17 protein-coding genes are annotated in these 16,421 nt (G+C 72.9%); 10 read left to right on the forward strand and 7 right to left on the reverse strand.

All coding sequences use genetic code 11. The features are described 5' to 3' along the window. Nucleotides 1–476 precede the first annotated feature (476 nt). Nucleotides 477–1,688, reverse strand: coding sequence for a peptidoglycan DD-metalloendopeptidase family protein (locus IEY20_RS08195; protein ID WP_022902866.1), 1,212 nt, complete (start codon nucleotides 1,686–1,688; stop codon nucleotides 477–479). Nucleotides 1,689–1,835: 147 nt separating this feature from the next. Here IEY20_RS08195 and IEY20_RS08200 point away from each other — a divergent pair, with 147 nt between their 5' ends. Next, nucleotides 1,836–3,698 (forward strand): gamma-glutamyltransferase family protein, encoded by a 1,863-nt coding sequence (locus tag IEY20_RS08200; protein ID WP_175327886.1) that lies wholly within the window; start codon nucleotides 1,836–1,838, stop codon nucleotides 3,696–3,698. A gap of 60 nt (nucleotides 3,699–3,758) precedes the next feature. Here the strand turns inward: IEY20_RS08200 and IEY20_RS08205 are convergent, their stop codons facing one another. Together IEY20_RS08205 and IEY20_RS08210 are read right to left on the reverse strand one after the other, a co-directional pair. Continuing rightward, complete coding sequence (locus IEY20_RS08205) at nucleotides 3,759–4,100, reverse strand: hypothetical protein (protein WP_175327887.1); 342 nt, start codon at nucleotides 4,098–4,100, stop codon at nucleotides 3,759–3,761. Nucleotides 4,101–4,178: 78 nt separating this feature from the next. After that, nucleotides 4,179–4,793, reverse strand: a complete 615-nt coding sequence (locus tag IEY20_RS08210; protein ID WP_022902869.1) for a DUF805 domain-containing protein — start codon at nucleotides 4,791–4,793, stop codon at nucleotides 4,179–4,181. A gap of 137 nt (nucleotides 4,794–4,930) precedes the next feature. Here IEY20_RS08210 and IEY20_RS08215 point away from each other — a divergent pair, with 137 nt between their 5' ends. The 3 genes from IEY20_RS08215 (at nucleotide 4,931) to IEY20_RS08225 (ending at nucleotide 7,278) form a co-directional block, all read left to right on the forward strand. Next, nucleotides 4,931–5,371, forward strand: a complete 441-nt coding sequence (locus IEY20_RS08215) for an OsmC family peroxiredoxin (RefSeq protein WP_022902870.1) — start codon at nucleotides 4,931–4,933, stop codon at nucleotides 5,369–5,371. 81 nt (nucleotides 5,372–5,452) lie between these two features. Beyond that, on the forward strand, nucleotides 5,453–5,707 hold the full coding sequence (locus IEY20_RS08220) for a hypothetical protein (protein ID WP_175327888.1): 255 nt from the start codon (nucleotides 5,453–5,455) through the stop codon (nucleotides 5,705–5,707). 74 nt (nucleotides 5,708–5,781) lie between these two features. Beyond that, on the forward strand, nucleotides 5,782–7,278 hold the full coding sequence (locus IEY20_RS08225; RefSeq protein WP_175327889.1) for a threonine/serine exporter family protein: 1,497 nt from the start codon (nucleotides 5,782–5,784) through the stop codon (nucleotides 7,276–7,278). Between the two features lie 27 nt (nucleotides 7,279–7,305). Here IEY20_RS08225 and IEY20_RS08230 read toward each other — a convergent pair whose 3' ends face one another. Next, on the reverse strand, nucleotides 7,306–7,500 hold the full coding sequence (locus tag IEY20_RS08230; RefSeq protein WP_175327890.1) for a DUF2795 domain-containing protein: 195 nt from the start codon (nucleotides 7,498–7,500) through the stop codon (nucleotides 7,306–7,308). Nucleotides 7,501–7,592: 92 nt separating this feature from the next. Further along, a complete protein-coding gene (locus IEY20_RS08235; RefSeq protein WP_031272895.1) occupies nucleotides 7,593–8,270 on the reverse strand; it encodes a TetR/AcrR family transcriptional regulator in 678 nt (225 codons plus the stop codon). Nucleotides 8,271–8,457: 187 nt separating this feature from the next. Here IEY20_RS08235 and IEY20_RS08240 point away from each other — a divergent pair, with 187 nt between their 5' ends. The 5 genes from IEY20_RS08240 to IEY20_RS08260 all read left to right on the forward strand — a co-directional run bounded on the left by IEY20_RS08240 (nucleotide 8,458) and on the right by IEY20_RS08260 (nucleotide 13,733). Next, on the forward strand, nucleotides 8,458–8,781 hold the full coding sequence (locus tag IEY20_RS08240) for a hypothetical protein (RefSeq protein WP_175327891.1): 324 nt from the start codon (nucleotides 8,458–8,460) through the stop codon (nucleotides 8,779–8,781). A 68-nt stretch (nucleotides 8,782–8,849) separates the two neighbouring features. Further along, a complete protein-coding gene (locus IEY20_RS08245; RefSeq protein WP_204620611.1) occupies nucleotides 8,850–9,707 on the forward strand; it encodes an ABC transporter ATP-binding protein in 858 nt (285 codons plus the stop codon). A gap of 70 nt (nucleotides 9,708–9,777) precedes the next feature. Continuing rightward, complete coding sequence (locus IEY20_RS08250) at nucleotides 9,778–10,767, forward strand: ABC transporter substrate-binding protein (protein ID WP_022902875.1); 990 nt, start codon at nucleotides 9,778–9,780, stop codon at nucleotides 10,765–10,767. 2 nt (nucleotides 10,768–10,769) lie between these two features. Continuing rightward, the gene (locus IEY20_RS08255; RefSeq protein WP_188889043.1) at nucleotides 10,770–12,851 is read left to right on the forward strand and encodes an iron ABC transporter permease; all 2,082 of its coding nucleotides are present in this window, start codon (nucleotides 10,770–10,772) and stop codon (nucleotides 12,849–12,851) included. Between the two features lie 90 nt (nucleotides 12,852–12,941). Further along, nucleotides 12,942–13,733: a hypothetical protein gene (locus tag IEY20_RS08260; RefSeq protein WP_175327893.1), complete on the forward strand. Its 792-nt coding sequence runs from the start codon at nucleotides 12,942–12,944 to the stop codon at nucleotides 13,731–13,733. 75 nt (nucleotides 13,734–13,808) lie between these two features. Here the strand turns inward: IEY20_RS08260 and IEY20_RS08265 are convergent, their stop codons facing one another. Beyond that, a complete protein-coding gene (locus tag IEY20_RS08265) occupies nucleotides 13,809–14,690 on the reverse strand; it encodes an SDR family oxidoreductase (protein WP_175327894.1) in 882 nt (293 codons plus the stop codon). Nucleotides 14,691–14,856: 166 nt separating this feature from the next. On the opposite strand from IEY20_RS08265, the gene IEY20_RS08270 reads away from it, so the two are divergent. Beyond that, complete coding sequence (locus tag IEY20_RS08270) at nucleotides 14,857–15,627, forward strand: hypothetical protein (protein WP_022902879.1); 771 nt, start codon at nucleotides 14,857–14,859, stop codon at nucleotides 15,625–15,627. Nucleotides 15,628–15,630: 3 nt separating this feature from the next. Here the strand turns inward: IEY20_RS08270 and IEY20_RS08275 are convergent, their stop codons facing one another. Further along, complete coding sequence (locus IEY20_RS08275) at nucleotides 15,631–16,413, reverse strand: endonuclease/exonuclease/phosphatase family protein (RefSeq protein ID WP_049976525.1); 783 nt, start codon at nucleotides 16,411–16,413, stop codon at nucleotides 15,631–15,633. Nucleotides 16,414–16,421: the final 8 nt, after the last annotated feature.

Below are 16,421 nucleotides of genomic sequence, written 5' to 3' on the forward strand. Positions count from 1 at the left end.
ATCGCTCGCGCCCCCACTTCGCGGGCAGTGGCCAAACTACCGTAGGTGGAACATCACACATCAAGGATAGGCTGCTCGGCGGGGCGGCGGTCGCCGGACGATCGCCCCGGGCAAGGATGAAGCCCACCACCGCGCGAACAGTGATGGGCTTCGAATTGCTCTCCGAGTGGAGTGCAGAGGGACCGCGTACGTCCCGAGCGGATCGCTCGGAATCAGCATACGTGACCCCGGTCACGGACGCACCCCTCGGCACCCCCGCTCTTCGTGTCCGCCGGCGCTGACACCAGAGGTGGTCTCGATGTCGAAGGACAACGAGTCCGAACCCAGGCGTCGGGTGTCCTGGCTGCAGGTCGCGAGCTTGCTCGTGGCCTGCACCAGGCTCCTGCTCGACGTCTGGCGGAGGGACTGAGACGGGCGGCCCGCACGCAGCACGCGTGCGGGCCGTTCCGGCCGGCCGCGCCCCGATCGCGGCTGCGTCAGCGGAAGTGCAGCACCGACAACGGGTCGACGAGGGTGCCGGCCCGCCGCGTCTCGACGTGCACGTGCGGTCCCGTCGACTGCCCGGTGTTCCCGGACTTCCCGATCTCGGTCCGCACCGAGACGATCTGTCCCTGCTTGACCTCGATCTTGCTGAGGTGCGCCGTCAGCACCGTCATGTTGCCGTAGGTCACGACGATGTAGTTGCCGTACGAGGCGTTGTTCGCCACCGTGCTCGTCACAGTGCCGGTCGCAGAGGCGTACACGGGCGTCCCGACCGCCACGGGTGCGTCGGTGCCCTGGTGGTAGCGGGGCACGTGTCCTTCGCCGCGGTCGTCGCCGTACCGGCCGGTGATCTTCGTGCCGTTGACGGGCCAGAGCAGGCCGGTGACGGGCTTCGTCGACCACACCCGGGTGTCCTGACCGCCGTAGAGCACGACGTTGCCGTCGACCTGCACGAGGAGGTTCCCCCCGCCGGCCTTGGTCGTCTTGGTGGACCACAGCGCGACCTTGGTCCGCGCGGCGTTGCGCCACCAGACGATGAGGTTGCCGTCCGACCGCAGCTCCGTCCAGGCACCGGTCTTGCCCTTGGTCCCCGACTGCCAGACGACCTTGGAGCCCTGCTTCTGCATGAGGTTGCCGTCCATGCGCATCGCGAGGGTCCGTGTCGTCCCGGTGTCCGAGCGCAGGGTGGTGCCGGGCAGGAGGGTGTTCCCGGCCGGGATGCTGGCCTGGTAGCCGTTCCAGGCGACGATCGAGGTGGTGCCGGACAGGAGCGCCATCGTGCCGTCGCCGCGGACCTTGAACGAGGTCGACTGCTTCGTGCCCGCCGAGGACCACCGCTCGACCCGCTTGCCGTTCCGGAGGATGTCGACCGCGCGGTTCGTCCCGATCTTCACGACGGCCCCGGGCTGGTTCGACGTCCCGGACGCCCAGAGCACCGCGTTCCCGATGCCGTACTCGACGAGGTTGCCGTCGCCCTGCATGATCAGGCGGAACTGCCCGTTGGCCGAGGTGACGGAGTCGCCGGGGAAGAGGGTGGTCCCGGCCGGGACGGTCTCCTTGTAGACCACGGACGCCGAGGCCGGCGCGGCGACGGCGACGAGCGCGCCGGCGCCGACGGCGAGGGCGGTGGCGACGGCCGCGATCCGGACGAGACCCCGTCGGGCGATCCGGCGCGGACGCGTGACGGTGGACGGGTTGCTGGTCATGGTTCCCCTGCTGGTCGGTGTGCGCCGTGCCCCTGCACGGACTGCGACCCGCCCTGCACGAGTCACCGAACGATGGTCGGTGTTCCGCGTTGCTGAGCACAACCCCAGTTCCGGGGGCAACGGCCGGCACGGAGCAGGATGGGAGGCATGCCCACGCCCAACCCCGCCTTCACCCCGCCGACGTCGACCCCCACCCGCCCGGACCTCGCCGGCACGTTCGGCGCCGCCGCAGCGACCCACTGGACCGCGACCGCGACCGCGCAGTCGGTCCTCGAGCGCGGCGGCAACGCCTTCGACGCGGCGGTGGCCGGAGCGTTCGTGCTGCACGTCGTGGAACCGCACCTGAACGGCCCCGGCGGCGACCTCACGGCCGTGTTCGCGACCGCCGACGACCCGACTCCCGTCGTGCTCTGCGGTCAGGGTCCGGCACCGGCCGGCGCGACCCGCGAGCACTACCTGGCCGAGGGGCTCGACCTCGTGCCGGGCGCCGGTGCGCTGGCGGCGACGGTCCCGGGCGCAGTGGACGCCTGGCTGCTCCTGCTCCGTGACCGCGGGACCTGGGACCTCGCGGACGTCCTCGCCCCCGCGATCGGCTACGCCCGAGACGGGCACCCGATCGCGCCGGCCGTGGTCCGGACCATCACCGCCGTGCAGGACCTCTTCCGGGACCACTGGCCCACTTCCGCCGAGCGGTGGCTGCCGGGAGGCGCGATGCCGGAACCCGGGACCGTCGTGCGCAACGAGGCGCTCGCCTCGGTCCTGGAGCGGCTGGTCGCCGCGGGCGGCGACCACGCCGGACGCACCGCCAGGATCGACGCCGCCCGGACCGAGTGGGCGGAGGGGTTCGTGGCGCAGGCGATCGACCGGTTCGTCCGCGAACCGCACCGCCACGCTTCCGGCACGGACCACGCCGGGGTGATCCGGGCGTCCGACCTCCAGGCCTTCCGGGCGACGTACGAGCCGGCCACGACGACCGAGTTCCGCGGGTGCACGATCGCGAAGACCGGACCGTGGGGGCAGGGCCCGGCGCTCCTCGAGACGCTGCGACTGCTCGAACCGCTCGACGACGCACTGCTCGACCCGTCCACCGAGGTCGGGGCGCACACGATCGTCGAGGCGCAGAAGCTCGCCCTCGCCGACCGCGACCTGTTCTACGGCGACGGCGAGGTGCCGCTCGACGTGCTGCTGTCCGACGCGTACACGGACGAGCGCCGCACGCTGATCGGGGAACGGGCGTCAGCGGAGCTCCGGCCGGGCACGGTGCCGGGCTTCGAGCACGCCACACCGCCGCTCCGCACCACGTACGCCACCGACGCCGGCGGCTCCGCCGGGGAGCCCACCGTCCGGGTGGCCCGCGACGCCGCCCGCGCGGTCCCCGTGGAGGACCGCGGCGAGCCCTTCGTCGCCCCGACCGGCGAGACCCGCGGCGACACGGTCCACATCGACGTCGTCGACCGGTGGGGCAACATGGTCAGCGCGACGCCCTCCGGCGGATGGCTGCAGTCGTCCCCCACGATCCCGGAGCTCGGGTTCTGCCTCGGCACCCGCCTGCAGATGACCTGGCTCGAGGAGGGGACGGCCACGACGCTGACGCCCGGCCGGCGCCCGCGGACGACCCTCACGCCGACCCTCGTGCTGCGGGACGGGCAGCCCGTCGCGGCGCTCGGCTCGCCCGGCGGCGACCAGCAGGACCAGTGGCAGCTCCTCTTCCTGCTCCGCTGGATCGTCGGCGGGTACTCGCCGCAGCAGGCGATCGACGCCCCGGCGCTGCACACGACGTCGTTCCCGGGGTCGTTCTGGCCGCGGACGTGGGAGCCGGCGGGCCTGGTCGTCGAGGACCGGCTCGGGGCCGACGTGATCGCCGGACTCGAGGCACGTGGCCACGTCGTGACCCGCGCCGGTGACTGGGCGCTCGGGCGACTGTGCTGCGTCACCCGCGAGCCGTCCTCCGGGGTGGTCGGAGCCGCAGCGAACCCGCGTGGCGCGCAGGGCTACGCGATCGCACGCTGACGGCGGACGGGAGGCGCGGTGCCAGCTGGCACCGCGCCTCCCGTCAGTCGTCGTGCGGGTCTACCGCCGGGAGGCGCGCACCCAGCGCACCACGTTCACGACGGGGTAGGCGAGCGCCAGCACGGCGACCAGCGCCATGCCGATCGCCCCCGCCCACACGTCCGCCGGCCCGGCCAGGATCCGCCCGACGACCACCAGCGCGTTGATGCCGACCACGGTGAGGACGATCGACGCGACGATCCGCCAGGCGAGCCCCGACCGCGAGACCGGCTCGGCGTCGCCGCTGACGAGGCCGCGCGCCGGGGCGTCGTACGGGATCCCCATCGTCATGCCACCATCGGTGGTCCCGTTGCCGGAACTCCGCGGCCTGACCGCTTCGGTGTAGTCCGGGTTCGTCGACATGATCTGCTCCCCACTGCGGGGCAGCCCCTGCCCCGCGACCCCACCGTAGCCCCGGTGACTCCGGGCGCACCAGGGGCGTTACCGGATCGTCGTCAGGGCGCCACCGTCGGCGGCGAGGTCGGGCTCGCGCCGCCCGGCGAACACCCCGCGGTCGAACCGGGCCCCGCGCACCCGCGCACGGCTGACGACCATGCCGGTCACGACCAGCCACCCGATCGGCCCGGTGAACACCAGGAGCAGGATCCACACGCCCGTGTGGTCGCGGTCGTGCAGTCGGCGGACGAGCAAGGACCACCGCGGGATCGCGGTCACCAGGACCCCGACGATGATCGCGACGTCCCAGCTGTCCGGCCAGGTGTCCCGACCGGTCCCGTAGCCCCACCACGCGGCGGAGTACCGGTCCCGGTGGATCTCGAACAGGTGGAACCCGACCTGCGGCGAGGGCACGATGCCGAACGGGTCCGCGTACACAGTCCAACGCGCCGTCATGCCGAGCTGCACCACGAGCCACCACACCGCGAGCACGACCACCGCTTGCAGGGCGATCACCCAGAAGAACTCACTCCGGCTCGCGCGGCCGTGGAACCGCCACCCCTGCGTCCAGAAGCGGACCCAGGCGACGTCCGGGCGCCCGGACACGTCGACCGGGCCCTGCACGGTCACACGCGACCGGAACGACGCTCTGTCCCCCATGCGCCCGATCGTAGGGCAGACCTGCGTCTTCCCCGTGAGCGGGTTGCGAGAACGAACGTTCTCCGATTGACTCGGCCTTGGCTCCGACCAGGAGCAGACGGCTCCACGGAGCCGACCCCCACACGAAAGGAGCGGGAATGCCCACGCGCACCGCACGCACCGCCTGGAACGGCGGCCTCAACGACGGTTCCGGTCAGGTCGAACTCTCGAGCTCGAAGGTCGGCACCTACGACGTGTCCTTCCCGAAGCGCGCCGCCGACGACGCCGGTGGCACCACCAGCCCCGAGGAGCTCATCGCCGCCGCGCACTCCTCCTGCTACGCGATGCAGTTCTCGGCGATCCTCGGCGAGGCCGGCGGCACCGTCGAGGCGCTCGACGTCAAGGCCGACGTCTCCCTCGGCCCGGACTCGGCCGGTGGCTTCAAGCTCACCGGCATCGTCCTCACCGTGAGCGGCGAGGTCTCCGGCATCGACGAGGCGGCCTTCCTCAAGGCCGCTGACGAGGCCAAGGCCACCTGCCCGGTCTCGAAGGCGCTCACCGGCGTCGACATCGAGCTGCACGCGACGTTCGAGCAGTAGTCGTCACCGGCGTGACGGACGGGAGGCCCGTGGCGACTCCGCCACGGGCCTCCCGTCCGTCAGCCCCGTACGCTGGGTGACGTGCCCCGGTTCCTCGCCACCCCGACCTGGCTCGCCCTGTGGGCGGGCACCGCAGTCCTGGTCGCGGGCGTGGTGGTCTGGCTCTCCGCACCGACCGCCTCGTTCGGCTGGTTCGCGTACGCCCCACTCGCCGGAGCGGTCTTCGACCCGGTGACGCACTCGTGGCAGCAGGTCGTCGGGCCGGTCCTCGTCCTGGTGGGCGCGGTCGTCGCGGCCTTCGCCCTCGGCCGGCTCAGCGTGCGCCGACCGCACTGACCGTCCCAGCCGGCGCCAGGGTCACGTTCAGCGCGCGTCCGGACTCGGCTGATCGCGACTGGCACCATGGCGGGATGGCCGAGCAGTTCCTCCCCGGCGTGCCGAAGCCCGGCCGCCCTCCGCGGCCCCGTGTCCGGAAGGTCGCGCAGCACGACCTCCGCGACGCCCGCGCACGACTGCGCGGCACGATCTACGAGGACGTCGCCCCGGACGTCCGACCCCGTGAGCAGTACTCCCCCGTGCAGATCGTCGACTTCTGCCTCGACCTCGCGGAGGTGATGCTCGCCTCGGGCGCCGACACCCGGAGCGTCGAGACGGCCGTCGTCGCGGTCTCGACGAAGTGGAACCTCGCGCCGCTCGACCTCGACCTCACCGGCAGCTCGGTGACGATCCAGTACGCCCCGGCCGAGGGTCCGGCGCTCGTGAAGTTCCGCACGGTGACGATCGACGGGTCCGACCTCGGGCGCCTGGCGTGGGCGAACCAGATCGTCGACGACCTCGTGCACGGCTCGCGGGACATGACCTCGGCCGTGAGCGCCCTCGTCGCCGTGCTCCGGATGCCGCCCCGCTGGCCGACCTGGCTGGCGGACGTCGGGCTCGCGATCCTGGGGACCTCGATCGCCATGCAGGCCGGCGGTGGCTGGCGAGCAGGGGTCGGGGCCTTCGTGCTCATGATGGGGATCATCGTCTCCGGCCGGTGGCTGACCGGCCGGGGCTTCCCGCAGTTCTTCGTGTCCGGCGCGCAGGGTGCGGTGGCGTCGGCGATCGGCACCCTCGCCATCTCCGCCGGGGTCCTGCGACCCGCCGGTGCCGCGACGATGGTGGCCGCGCTCGTGGTGCTGCTCCTGCCGCACGTGTCGCTCGTCACCTGGGCGCAGGACGCGATCTCGGGGTTCCGCGCCATGGCCGTCGCGCGGGCGTTCTCGATCCTGCTCGTCATCGCCGCGATCGTCGTCGGCGTCCCGGCGGGCATCGCGCTGACGCACTGGCTGCGGATCGAGGTCGACCCGTCCGGCATCGTGCTCGACCCCCTGCCGCTCTGGGCGTCACTGTCCCTCACGGTCGTGTCCGCCGCCGCGAACTGCTTCGTGCAGCAGGCCAGCGCGCGGGTGATCCCGGTCGCGGTGGCCTTCTCGGTCACCGCCGGGGCCGCGCTGTGGGGCCTGCGGCAGCTCGGCCTCCCGCTGCTCGGCGCGACCTTCCTGGCCTCGGTGCTCCTCGGTGTCCTCGCGACCATCGCGGCGGCCCGGATGCGCACGGCGGTCGGGGCGATCGCCGTGCCGGCCTTCTGCGGAGCGCTCCTGCCCGGTGTCGCGGTGTCGAACGCGCTCCTCGCCGTGATGTCCGGGTCGTCGACGTCGGCACTCGACTTCGTGTCCGCGGTGACCGTCGCGCTGGCGATCGGCGCGGGACTCGTCCTCGGCGGACTGTTCGCGACGCCCGGTGCCCGTCGCGCCCTGCGTCGAGCGCGGAAGGTCGTGGTGCACTCGGTCCACAGCGACACGACCGCGTTGCGGGTCATCCGCGACTCCGGTTACGACCCCGGAGACGGCAGTCGACCGCGCTGGTGACGCCGGCGCGGTCGACCGGTCCGCGGCTCAGCTCGCGTCGCTGATCGCGCTCGACACCGCGGTCGGGGCGTCGTACTCGCCGTCCGGGATGTCCTTCAGCGCATCGAGGGCGTCACCGGTCGCGCCCTCGCGCTCGGCGGTGGCCACGATGTCGTCCTTCGACGCCGGGTAGTCGATGCCGCTCAGGTACTTCTGGATCTCGATCGGGTCGGGGTTCGCCACGACGGGCTCCTTCCGGTTGGGGCCTCCACCGAGTACCCCGTGCCCGCTCCGACCCCGCCCGGGTCTGCGCTCCGCGGCCAACGGGCCGCGGGTCAGATCTCCCAGCTGCCCGGGTCGCTCCACGTGGCGTGCCGGACCTGCGCCTGGGGCTGGTAGCGCTCCATCCACCCGGCCTCGAGGCGGGCGACCGCCCGGTCGAAGGCCTGGACGAGGTCCATGTCGCCGCGGAGCAGCGCCTGCAGCTGGAGTCCCTCGTAGAGGGCGATGAGCTGCTCGGCACCGCGACGCGGGTCCATCGTGTGCGGGGCCCGCCCGACGGCGATGTCCCGCTCGAGGCCGCGCTTGATCCGCGAGAAGAAGAGCTGGTAGCGCGAGCGGAGGTACGTCGACATCGGGTGCGCGGGGTTGCCCGCGACCGAGAGCAGCGCGACGAGGAGCCGCGCGAGTGCCGGGTCCTCCGCGTTCGAGGCGACGATCGCGCGCAGGAGGTCCACCGTGGGGGCATCGCCGACCTCGGCGGTCACCTCCTCCATGCGGCCGCCGTTCCACCGGTCCACCGCGGCGAGGACGAGGCCGTCCCACGACGGGAAGTGCAGTTCGAGTTCGGTGAGCGAGATCCCCATGCGCTCGGCGACGTGCTCCGGCCGGGCCTCGTGGAAGGGCACGTCGCGCAGCAGGTCGACCGTCGCCCCCACGATGGTGATCCGCAGGTGCAGGGTGGCGGCCGCGGCCGCGGCGGCGTGCGTGTCCGCGCTGGTGTTCTCGAGCATCGTGCCCTCCGATCGCCGGACGTCCTGTCCGGGGTGCCCTCGTGGGGCACGGGGTGCACCCGATCGGGTGCACGTCCGATCCTGGTACAGATCGGGGGACACCAGAATCCCCGGTCCGGGTGTCGGCATTCCGGGGGACAACCGCGCTGCTCAGCGCCCTTCCGGGCAGTCGTGTGACGATGCCGCCATGTCACCGAACGACTCCACCGCGCAGGGCCTCGCGACCATGGCGTCGGCCGGCTTCGAGTTCGGCGGCGACGCCGACCAGGTCGCGCACGACCTCCGCACGATGTGGGAGCAGCTCGGACGCCCGCCCGGCGCGTTCGAGGCCGCGGCCCGCGCGATCGCCGTGCTGCCCCAGCGCCCCGAGGTGCCGATCACCGACCAGGCACGCCGTCGTGCGTTCGAGCGGGCGATCGGGATCAACCCGGTCGAGGTGGAGCTCGCCGCGGCACTCGCCGCCCGCGAGCTGCTGGAGCGGATGGCACGGACCTGCGGAGCGCCCTGCTGAGCCGTCGGAGTCATCCGGACACCGAGCGACGTTAGGTGATCCGATGTAGGTGAGGCTACCCTTACCTCGTGGTCGATCTGCATGCACGCGACGTCACCGTGGGCTACCACGGCGAGGACGTCGTCCACGCCGCCTCCCTCGAGCTCGCCGGAAGCTCCGTGACGGCCCTCGTCGGCCCGAACGGTTCCGGCAAGTCGACGCTCCTCCGCACCGTCGCGCGACTGCAGCAGGCCCGCTCCGGGGCGGTCGACCTGCGCGGCGCGACCGACGCGCACGAGGCGAGCAGCGCTCCCGACACGGACGTCGTCGACGGCCTCGCCCTGACGCCGAAGGCCTTCGCCCGGCAGGTCGCCCTGCTCACGCAGGGTCGGCCGGTGCCCGGCGGCCTCCGCGTCCGCGACCTCGTCGCGTTCGGCCGCCACCCGTACCGCGGCCGCTTCGGCGGTCAGGACCCCGACGGCCAGACCGTGGTGGCGCACGCCCTCGACGTGACCGGGCTCACGAGCCTGGCCGAGCGACCGGCTGACGAGCTCTCGGGCGGACAGCTCCAACGGGTCTGGCTGGCGAGCTGCCTGGCGCAGCAGACGGGCGTGCTGCTGCTCGACGAGCCGACGACCTACCTCGACCTCCGGTACCAGGTCGAGCTGCTCGACCTCGTCCGCGACCTGGCCGACCACCACGGCACGGCGGTCGGCGTCGTCCTGCACGACCTCGACCAGGCGGCCGCCGTCGCCGACCGGCTCGTGCTGCTCCGCGCCGGCGTCGTCGTCGCGGACGGCACCCCCGCCGAGGTGCTCGAGGCCGACCGGCTCTCGGACGTCTACGGCATCCGCGTCGAGGTCGACCACGACCCGACCACCGGCCGCCTCCGCACCCGCGCGGTCGGTCGGCACCACAGCCGGACCACCCCTGCACCCGCACGCTGACGGCCGCGCCGCTCGCAGCGGTCCGCGCCGACAGTCCACCCCTCACCGAACAGGAAGAACCCGAGCCGCCATGAAGCGACGACTCCTCGCCACCACCGCCATCGCCGCGGCCGCAGCCCTCGCCCTCACGGCGTGCGGTTCCACCCAGGCCGCCACCGACGCCAGCCCCTCAGCCGCGAAGATCACCGTCACGGACGCGCAGGGCACGAAGGTGACCCTCGACGGCCCCGCGAAGAAGGTCGTCGGCACCGAGTGGAACGTGGTCGAGGACCTCGAGACGCTGGGTGTCGCACCCGCGGGCGTCGCGGACGTCACGGGCTACAGCCAGTGGGACTCGAAGGTGCCGCTGACCGGGGACCCGAAGGACATCGGGACACGCGGCGAGCCGAGCACGGACACCATCGCGTCGATCGCGCCGGACCTCATCGTCGCGACGACCGACCTCAAGGACTCGGTCGTCACGCAGCTGCGGAAGATCGCACCGACGATCGTGATCGCGTCGGCGAAGTCCGGTGACCAGCTCGACACCATCAAGGACACGCTCGACCTCATCGCCGAGGCCACCGGCACGACCGCGAAGGCCGAGTCGGTCTGGAAGGCGCTCGAGGAGAAGATCGCGGAGGGCAAGCAGGAGATCGCCGACGCTGGCAAGGACGGCACGAAGGTGGCGTTCGCGGACGGCTACGTGCTGTCGAACCAGGTCACCATCCGGCCGTACACCGCCGGCTCGCTCATCGGCGCCGTGAACGAGGAACTCGGGCTCGAGAACGCCTGGACCGGCACGGGCATCGAGGGCGACGCGGCGTACGGGCTCGGCTCGACGGACGTCGAGGGGCTGACCAAGCTCCCGTCGGACACGCAGTTCCTCTACATCGACAACGCGAAGGCCAGCGAGGACGACGTCTTCGGGAAGACCCTCGCCTCGAACGCCGTGTGGAAGTCGCTGCCGTTCGTCGAGCAGGACCACGTGCACCGTCTCGACGACGGCATCTGGATGTTCGGCGGGCCGGGCGCGATGGACGCCTACGTCGACGCCGCGGTCGCCGCGCTCACGAAGTAGCGGTGCTCGACTCCGCCACGCCCCAGCGGGCCGGACGGCGCTCCCCGACCGTCGCCCGGCCCGCGCTCGGCGTCGTGCTCCTGGTCGCCGGGATCGCCGTCGTCGCGGCGCTGGCGGCACTCGACACGACGCAGGGGACCGCGAACGTCGGCGCCGGAGCCGTCTGGAAGGCCCTGACCGGGCACGCGGACGCCGCCGACGCCTCCGTCGTGGTCGCGTCCCGGTTCCCGCGCGCCGTCGCCGGGCTCGTCGTCGGGTTCGCACTCGGTGTCGCCGGTGCCGCACTGCAGTCGGTCAGTCGGAACGTGCTCGCGGCGCCGGACACGCTCGCCGTGAACGCGGGCGCGTACCTGGCGCTCGGCGTCGTGTCCGTCGCCGGTGTGGGCCTCCCGGTCGTCGCGCAGGGCGGGGTGGCCTTCGTCGGCGGCCTGGCCGCGGCGGCCCTCGTGCTCGCGCTGTCCGGCCTCGGCAGCGGCACCCTGCGCCTCGTCCTGGCGGGGACGGCGCTCGCGCTCGGCCTCGGTTCCGTGACCCAGGCCCTGGTCCTGCTCTTCCCGCAGGAGACGCAGGGCCTCTACGCGTGGAACCAGGGCGGCATCGCCCAGAACGGCTACGACACAGTGCTGCCGATGCTGCCGGTGGTCGTCGTCGGCGTGGCCGGCTTCCTGCTCGTCTCGCACCGGGTGGACGCCCTGGCGCTCGGGGACGACGCCGCCCGTGGCCTCGGCGTCCCGGTCCGGAGCACCCGGGTCGTCGCCGTCGCCCTCGCCGTGCTGCTCTCCGCCGCGGCCGTCACGATCGCGGGGCCGATCGGCTTCGTCGGGCTGTGCGCTCCGGCACTGGTACGCCCCGTCGCGCGGACCTTCCCGACGCTGCACCGGTCGTGGGCGCTCCTGTCGGTCTCGGGCCTGGTCGGCGCCGGCATCGTGATGGGGTCCGACGTCCTCCTCCGCGCGGTGGTCCACGGCGACCGGGCGGTGTCGGTGCCGACCGGTGTCGTCACGAGCGTCGTCGGCGCGGTCTTCCTCGTCGTGATGGCGCTGCGGATGCGCGACACGGGCCAGACCACCCCGCTCGAGGTCACCCGGATCCCGGGCCGGCTCGCGGTCACGCTGACGGTGCTCGGTCTCGTCGTGGTGCTCGCCGGGGTCGTCGTCGCGGCCGTGCTCCTCGGCGACGCGAAGCTCCTGCTCGGCGACGTGGCGAACTGGCTGTCGGGCAGGGCGAACCAGGGCATCTCGTTCATCCTCGACACCCGGGTCCCGCGGGTCTCCGCCGCCCTGCTCGCCGGCGCCGCGCTCGCCCTCGCCGGCACCCTCGTGCAGGGCGTCACCCGGAACCCGCTCGCCGACCCCGGCGTGCTCGGCGTCTCGAGCGGCGCGGGACTCGGGGCGGTGCTCGTCGTCACGGCGGTCCCAGCAGCGACGACGTGGGGCGTCGCCGGTGCCGCGTTCGTCGGCGCCGCGGTCGCCGCGGTGGTGGTGTTCGGTCTCGCGGCCCGCGGGGGCTTCCGGCAGAACCGCCTCGTGCTCGTGGGTGTCGGGGTGTCGGCCGGACTCACCGCACTCATCAGCCTGCTCATCGTCGTCACGGACCCGTTCAACGCCACGAAGGCCCTGACCTGGCTGTCGGGCTCGACCTACGGCCGGACGTGGCAGGACTCGCTGCCGGTGGTCGTGGTGCTCGTGGTCGCACTCGTGCTCGTCCTCCCCCGCCACCGCGAGCTCGACCTCGTGTCGCTCGACGAGGACACACCGCGACTGCTCGGCATCCGGCTCGGGCGGGCCCGGCTCGCCCTCCTGACGCTGTCGGTGCTGCTCACGGCGACGGCCATCGCCGCGGTCGGCACGATCGGGTTCGTCGGTCTGGTGGCCCCGCACGCCGCTCGCTCGCTCGTGGGTCGCCCGCACGCCCGGGTGGTCCCGGTGGCCGTGCTGCTCGGCGCGGTGCTCGTCTGCCTCGGCGACCTCCTCGGCCGCACGGTCATCGCGCCCGCGCAGCTCGGCGCGGGGATCCTGACGGCGCTCGTCGGGACGCCCTACTTCGTGTGGCTGCTGCTGCGCTCACCCCGCGGCGCTCACTGACCGTGTTGTATTTCACATACCGGTCTGCGATGATGGAGGAGCTGGACCCGACCAGCACCCGATCAGCGACCTGACCCCGGAGGCCCGGACATGCCCGCACGACGCCGCCTCATCGCCGACATCGCCCCCGGACGCTCGGCGTTCGCTCGCTCCGTCCTCCTCGAGGCCTGGCGAGCGCTGCTCCCGGACACGTTCGACACCGCCACCCCACTGACCCTCCGTGACCGGGTCCGGCTCGCCGGGAGCGAACGCATCACCCTGACCGACGACATCGAGCCCGCGACCCCGGGCTCGATCGCGGCCGGCACCCTCGACCTGCTGTGGATCGACCACGCCGCCGACGTCGCCGCGGTCCCGAGCACCCCTGTCGGCGTCGGACTGACGGTGGGCGCGGAGACCGACATCGGACTCTCCACGGAGGACCTCGCCGCCGCGGTCGTGGCGGTGGCCGGCGAACGCGACGCGGCCTCGATCGTCGTGTTCCGGCTGGACGAGCGCGACGGCGCACGGTCGAACGAGGTCCTCCGGGCCGTCCGCCGCATGTCCTCGATCCCCGTGGCGCTCGTCGCGCACGACATCTCGACCGACGTCACCGCGCGGCGCATCACCGACTGTGCACTCGTGGTGACGGACGACCGGACCGTCGAGCGGGTCGCACGGTCCGCTGGCGTCCCGACCGTGCGACTCGGGTCGCACGACTCCCTGACGGAGCTGTACGTCGCGCTGCACGATCCACGCTCCGACGTCGATGTCGCGGAGCTCCGGACCGCTCGGACGGTCGCTTTCGCACTCGACGCGTGGCAGCGCGGCCGGATGACGACAGCTGAGCTCCACGCGTCGGTCCGGCCGGTCCGACCGGAGGAACAGCGGCTCACGGTCTGACCGCAGACCGACCACGGACGGACGGGAGGCGCGGTGCCAGCTGGCACCGCGCCTCCCGTCCGTCCTGGGTCGCCGCTACGGGGTCGGCATCCCGCCGTCGACGTGGAGCGTCTCCCCGACCACGTAGGACGACTCGCCGCTGGCGAGGAAGACGTACGCCGGCGCGAGTTCGGCCGGCTGGCCCCAGCGGCCGAGGTAGGTCTGCTCGCCCGCGGACGGCAGGGCCTCCGGCGGCTGTCCACCGGCCGGCTGCAGCGGCGTCCAGATCGGCCCGGGCGCGACGGCGTTCACGCGGATGCCCTTGGGCGCGAGCTGCGCGGCGAGGCCCTTGGCCAGGTTGTTCACGGTCGCCTTCGTGGCCGCGTAGTGCACCAGGTGCGGCGAGGGGGCGTACGCCTGGATCGAGGTCGTGTTGATGATCGTCGAGCCCGGCTGGAGGTGCGGGACGGCGGCCTTCGTGATGCGGAACGTCGCGTAGGCGTTCGTCTTGAAGGTCTCGTCGAACTCCTCGTCCGAGATCTTCGTGATGTCGTCGACGTTCTGCTGCTTGCCCGCGTTGTTCACGAGGATGTCGAGCCCGCCCAGGCCGTCGACGGCCTTCGCGACCAGCTCCTCGCACCACTCCTTCGACGTGATGTCACCGGGCAGCGCGACCGCCGTGCGGCCGGCGGCCTCGATGAGTCCGACGATGCGCTTCGCGTCCTCTTCCTCCTCGGGCAGGTACGAGATCGCCACGTCGGCGCCCTCGCGGGCGTAGGCGATGGCGACGGCCGCCCCGATGCCGGAGTCTCCGCCGGTAACGAGCGCCTTCCGGCCCTCGAGTCGGCCCGAGCCGCGGTAGGTGTCCTCACCGTGGTCGGCCGGGACGTTCTGCGCCATCTCCTCGTCGGTTCCGGCGCCCGGCAGGTACTGCTCGTCGGGCTTCTTGTCCGCGTACATCGCGGTCGGGTCCTGCATCGTGTACTAGTCCGTCATGGCCCGTACGGTACGCACCCGTCGCAGCGCTCCCGCCCAGCCCGGTGTCCCCCGGACGTCCTCGTCGAAGATCACGGTCCGGTGACGGGCGTGAACCGATTCGGTAACACCTGTCGCCCGACGAGGGACGACGACGTACGGTCGACGGATGACCTTCCGCCCCGCACTCGCGCTCGGCGTCGCCGTGCTCGCCGCGTCGGCGACCACGATCGCGTCCGGAGCGCCCGCCCGGGCATCGGAGCCGTCGTGGGGATCGTCCTCCGCCCCGCGCGTGACGAACGGCACGCTCGCGCACGTGGACGCGGTCGAGCTCCACGCGGAGTCGCTCGTCTTCGAACGCGACGACCGCACCGTCGCCGTGGTCTCCATGCGCGACGCCCGCACGACCGTCGACGTGCTCGACCGACTGCTGGGCACGCCGGCCCGGACGCACACGGCCGAGGGCGACGGTGGCGCGTGCTTCCCCGCCGGCACGACCTACACGTGGGGTGGGGCGGTCCGGGTCGCGGCCCTGGCGACGCCCGCGGACCTCGGCAACGCGGTCGAGATCCGCGTCCTCCGCGACGACGTCCGGACGCGGAACGGCACCACGGTCGAGCTCTCCGGCCCGCGCGGCGTGCAGGTCGGTGACGACATCGCGGGACGGATCGCGAAGACGGACCGCGCCGACCGGATGTCCTTCGGGGCGGGCGACGAGGACGAGCCGTCGGCCTGGCAGGTGCTGCTCCAACGCGGCTGGGACGCGACCGACGGATCGAGCGACGACAGACGGGCGGACACCACGAGCGACGACCCCGCGCGGACCGCCGCGGTCCGCGCGGACGAGGACGGCCGGAACGGCGTCTCGGCGCTCACCGACGGGACCACCGTGGCCGTGCTCGGCTCACCGATGCCGGTCAACGCCACCCGGAGCTGCTGACCGTCAGACGCGGATCGACGCGATCACCGGGAAGTGGTCGCTCGCGAACCACGTCTCCGGGCCGTCGTGGTCGATCACGACACGGTCGACGCCGCGCACACCACGGGCGAACACCCAGTCGATGCGCTCTCCCGACGACACCGGAGGCGCCCAGTCGTTGAACGTGGCGGTGCGGTCGTCCGGGTCCCCGGCCACCGTCCATGCGTCCTCGAACCCCGCCTCGGCGAGCACACGCGATGCGGCTCCGGCACCGGCGGGCTCGTTGCAGTCGCCGGCGACGAGCACGGGGCCGTCGGTCGCTGCGAGCCGTTCGACGATCAGCGCTGCGCTCTTCGCCCGGACCTCGTCGCCGTGTGCGCCCTCCTCGTGGTCGAGGTGCGTGGTCAGCAGGGTGAACGCGTCGCCGTCCACGTCGACGAACCGGACGTGGTTCGCGATGCGTGGGTACGCGCTGCCCCAGGTGTTCGACACCGGTTCGTCCGGGGTGTCTGACATCCAGAACGAGCCCTGGTCGACGGGTCGGAGCCGAGACCGTCGGAAGAAGACCGCGGCGTGCTCACCCGCGGTGCCGCCCTCCCGTCCCTGGCCGACGTCGCCGTGGTCGGGCAGGCCCGCACGGAGGTCGTCCATCTGGTGGTCGAACGCCTCCTGCACGCAGAGCAGGTCGGGGTCGTGCCGGCGGACGACGTCGAGCAGCACCGGGAGCCGTCCGGGCCAGTCGTGGGCGGGGTCCGGGTTCTTCACGTTGTAGGTCATCAGGGTGATCGGACGCACGGCGTTGTTCACCGCTCGAA

Source organism: Curtobacterium luteum (assembly GCF_014646995.1).
GTDB classification, from domain to species: domain Bacteria; phylum Actinomycetota; class Actinomycetes; order Actinomycetales; family Microbacteriaceae; genus Curtobacterium; species Curtobacterium luteum.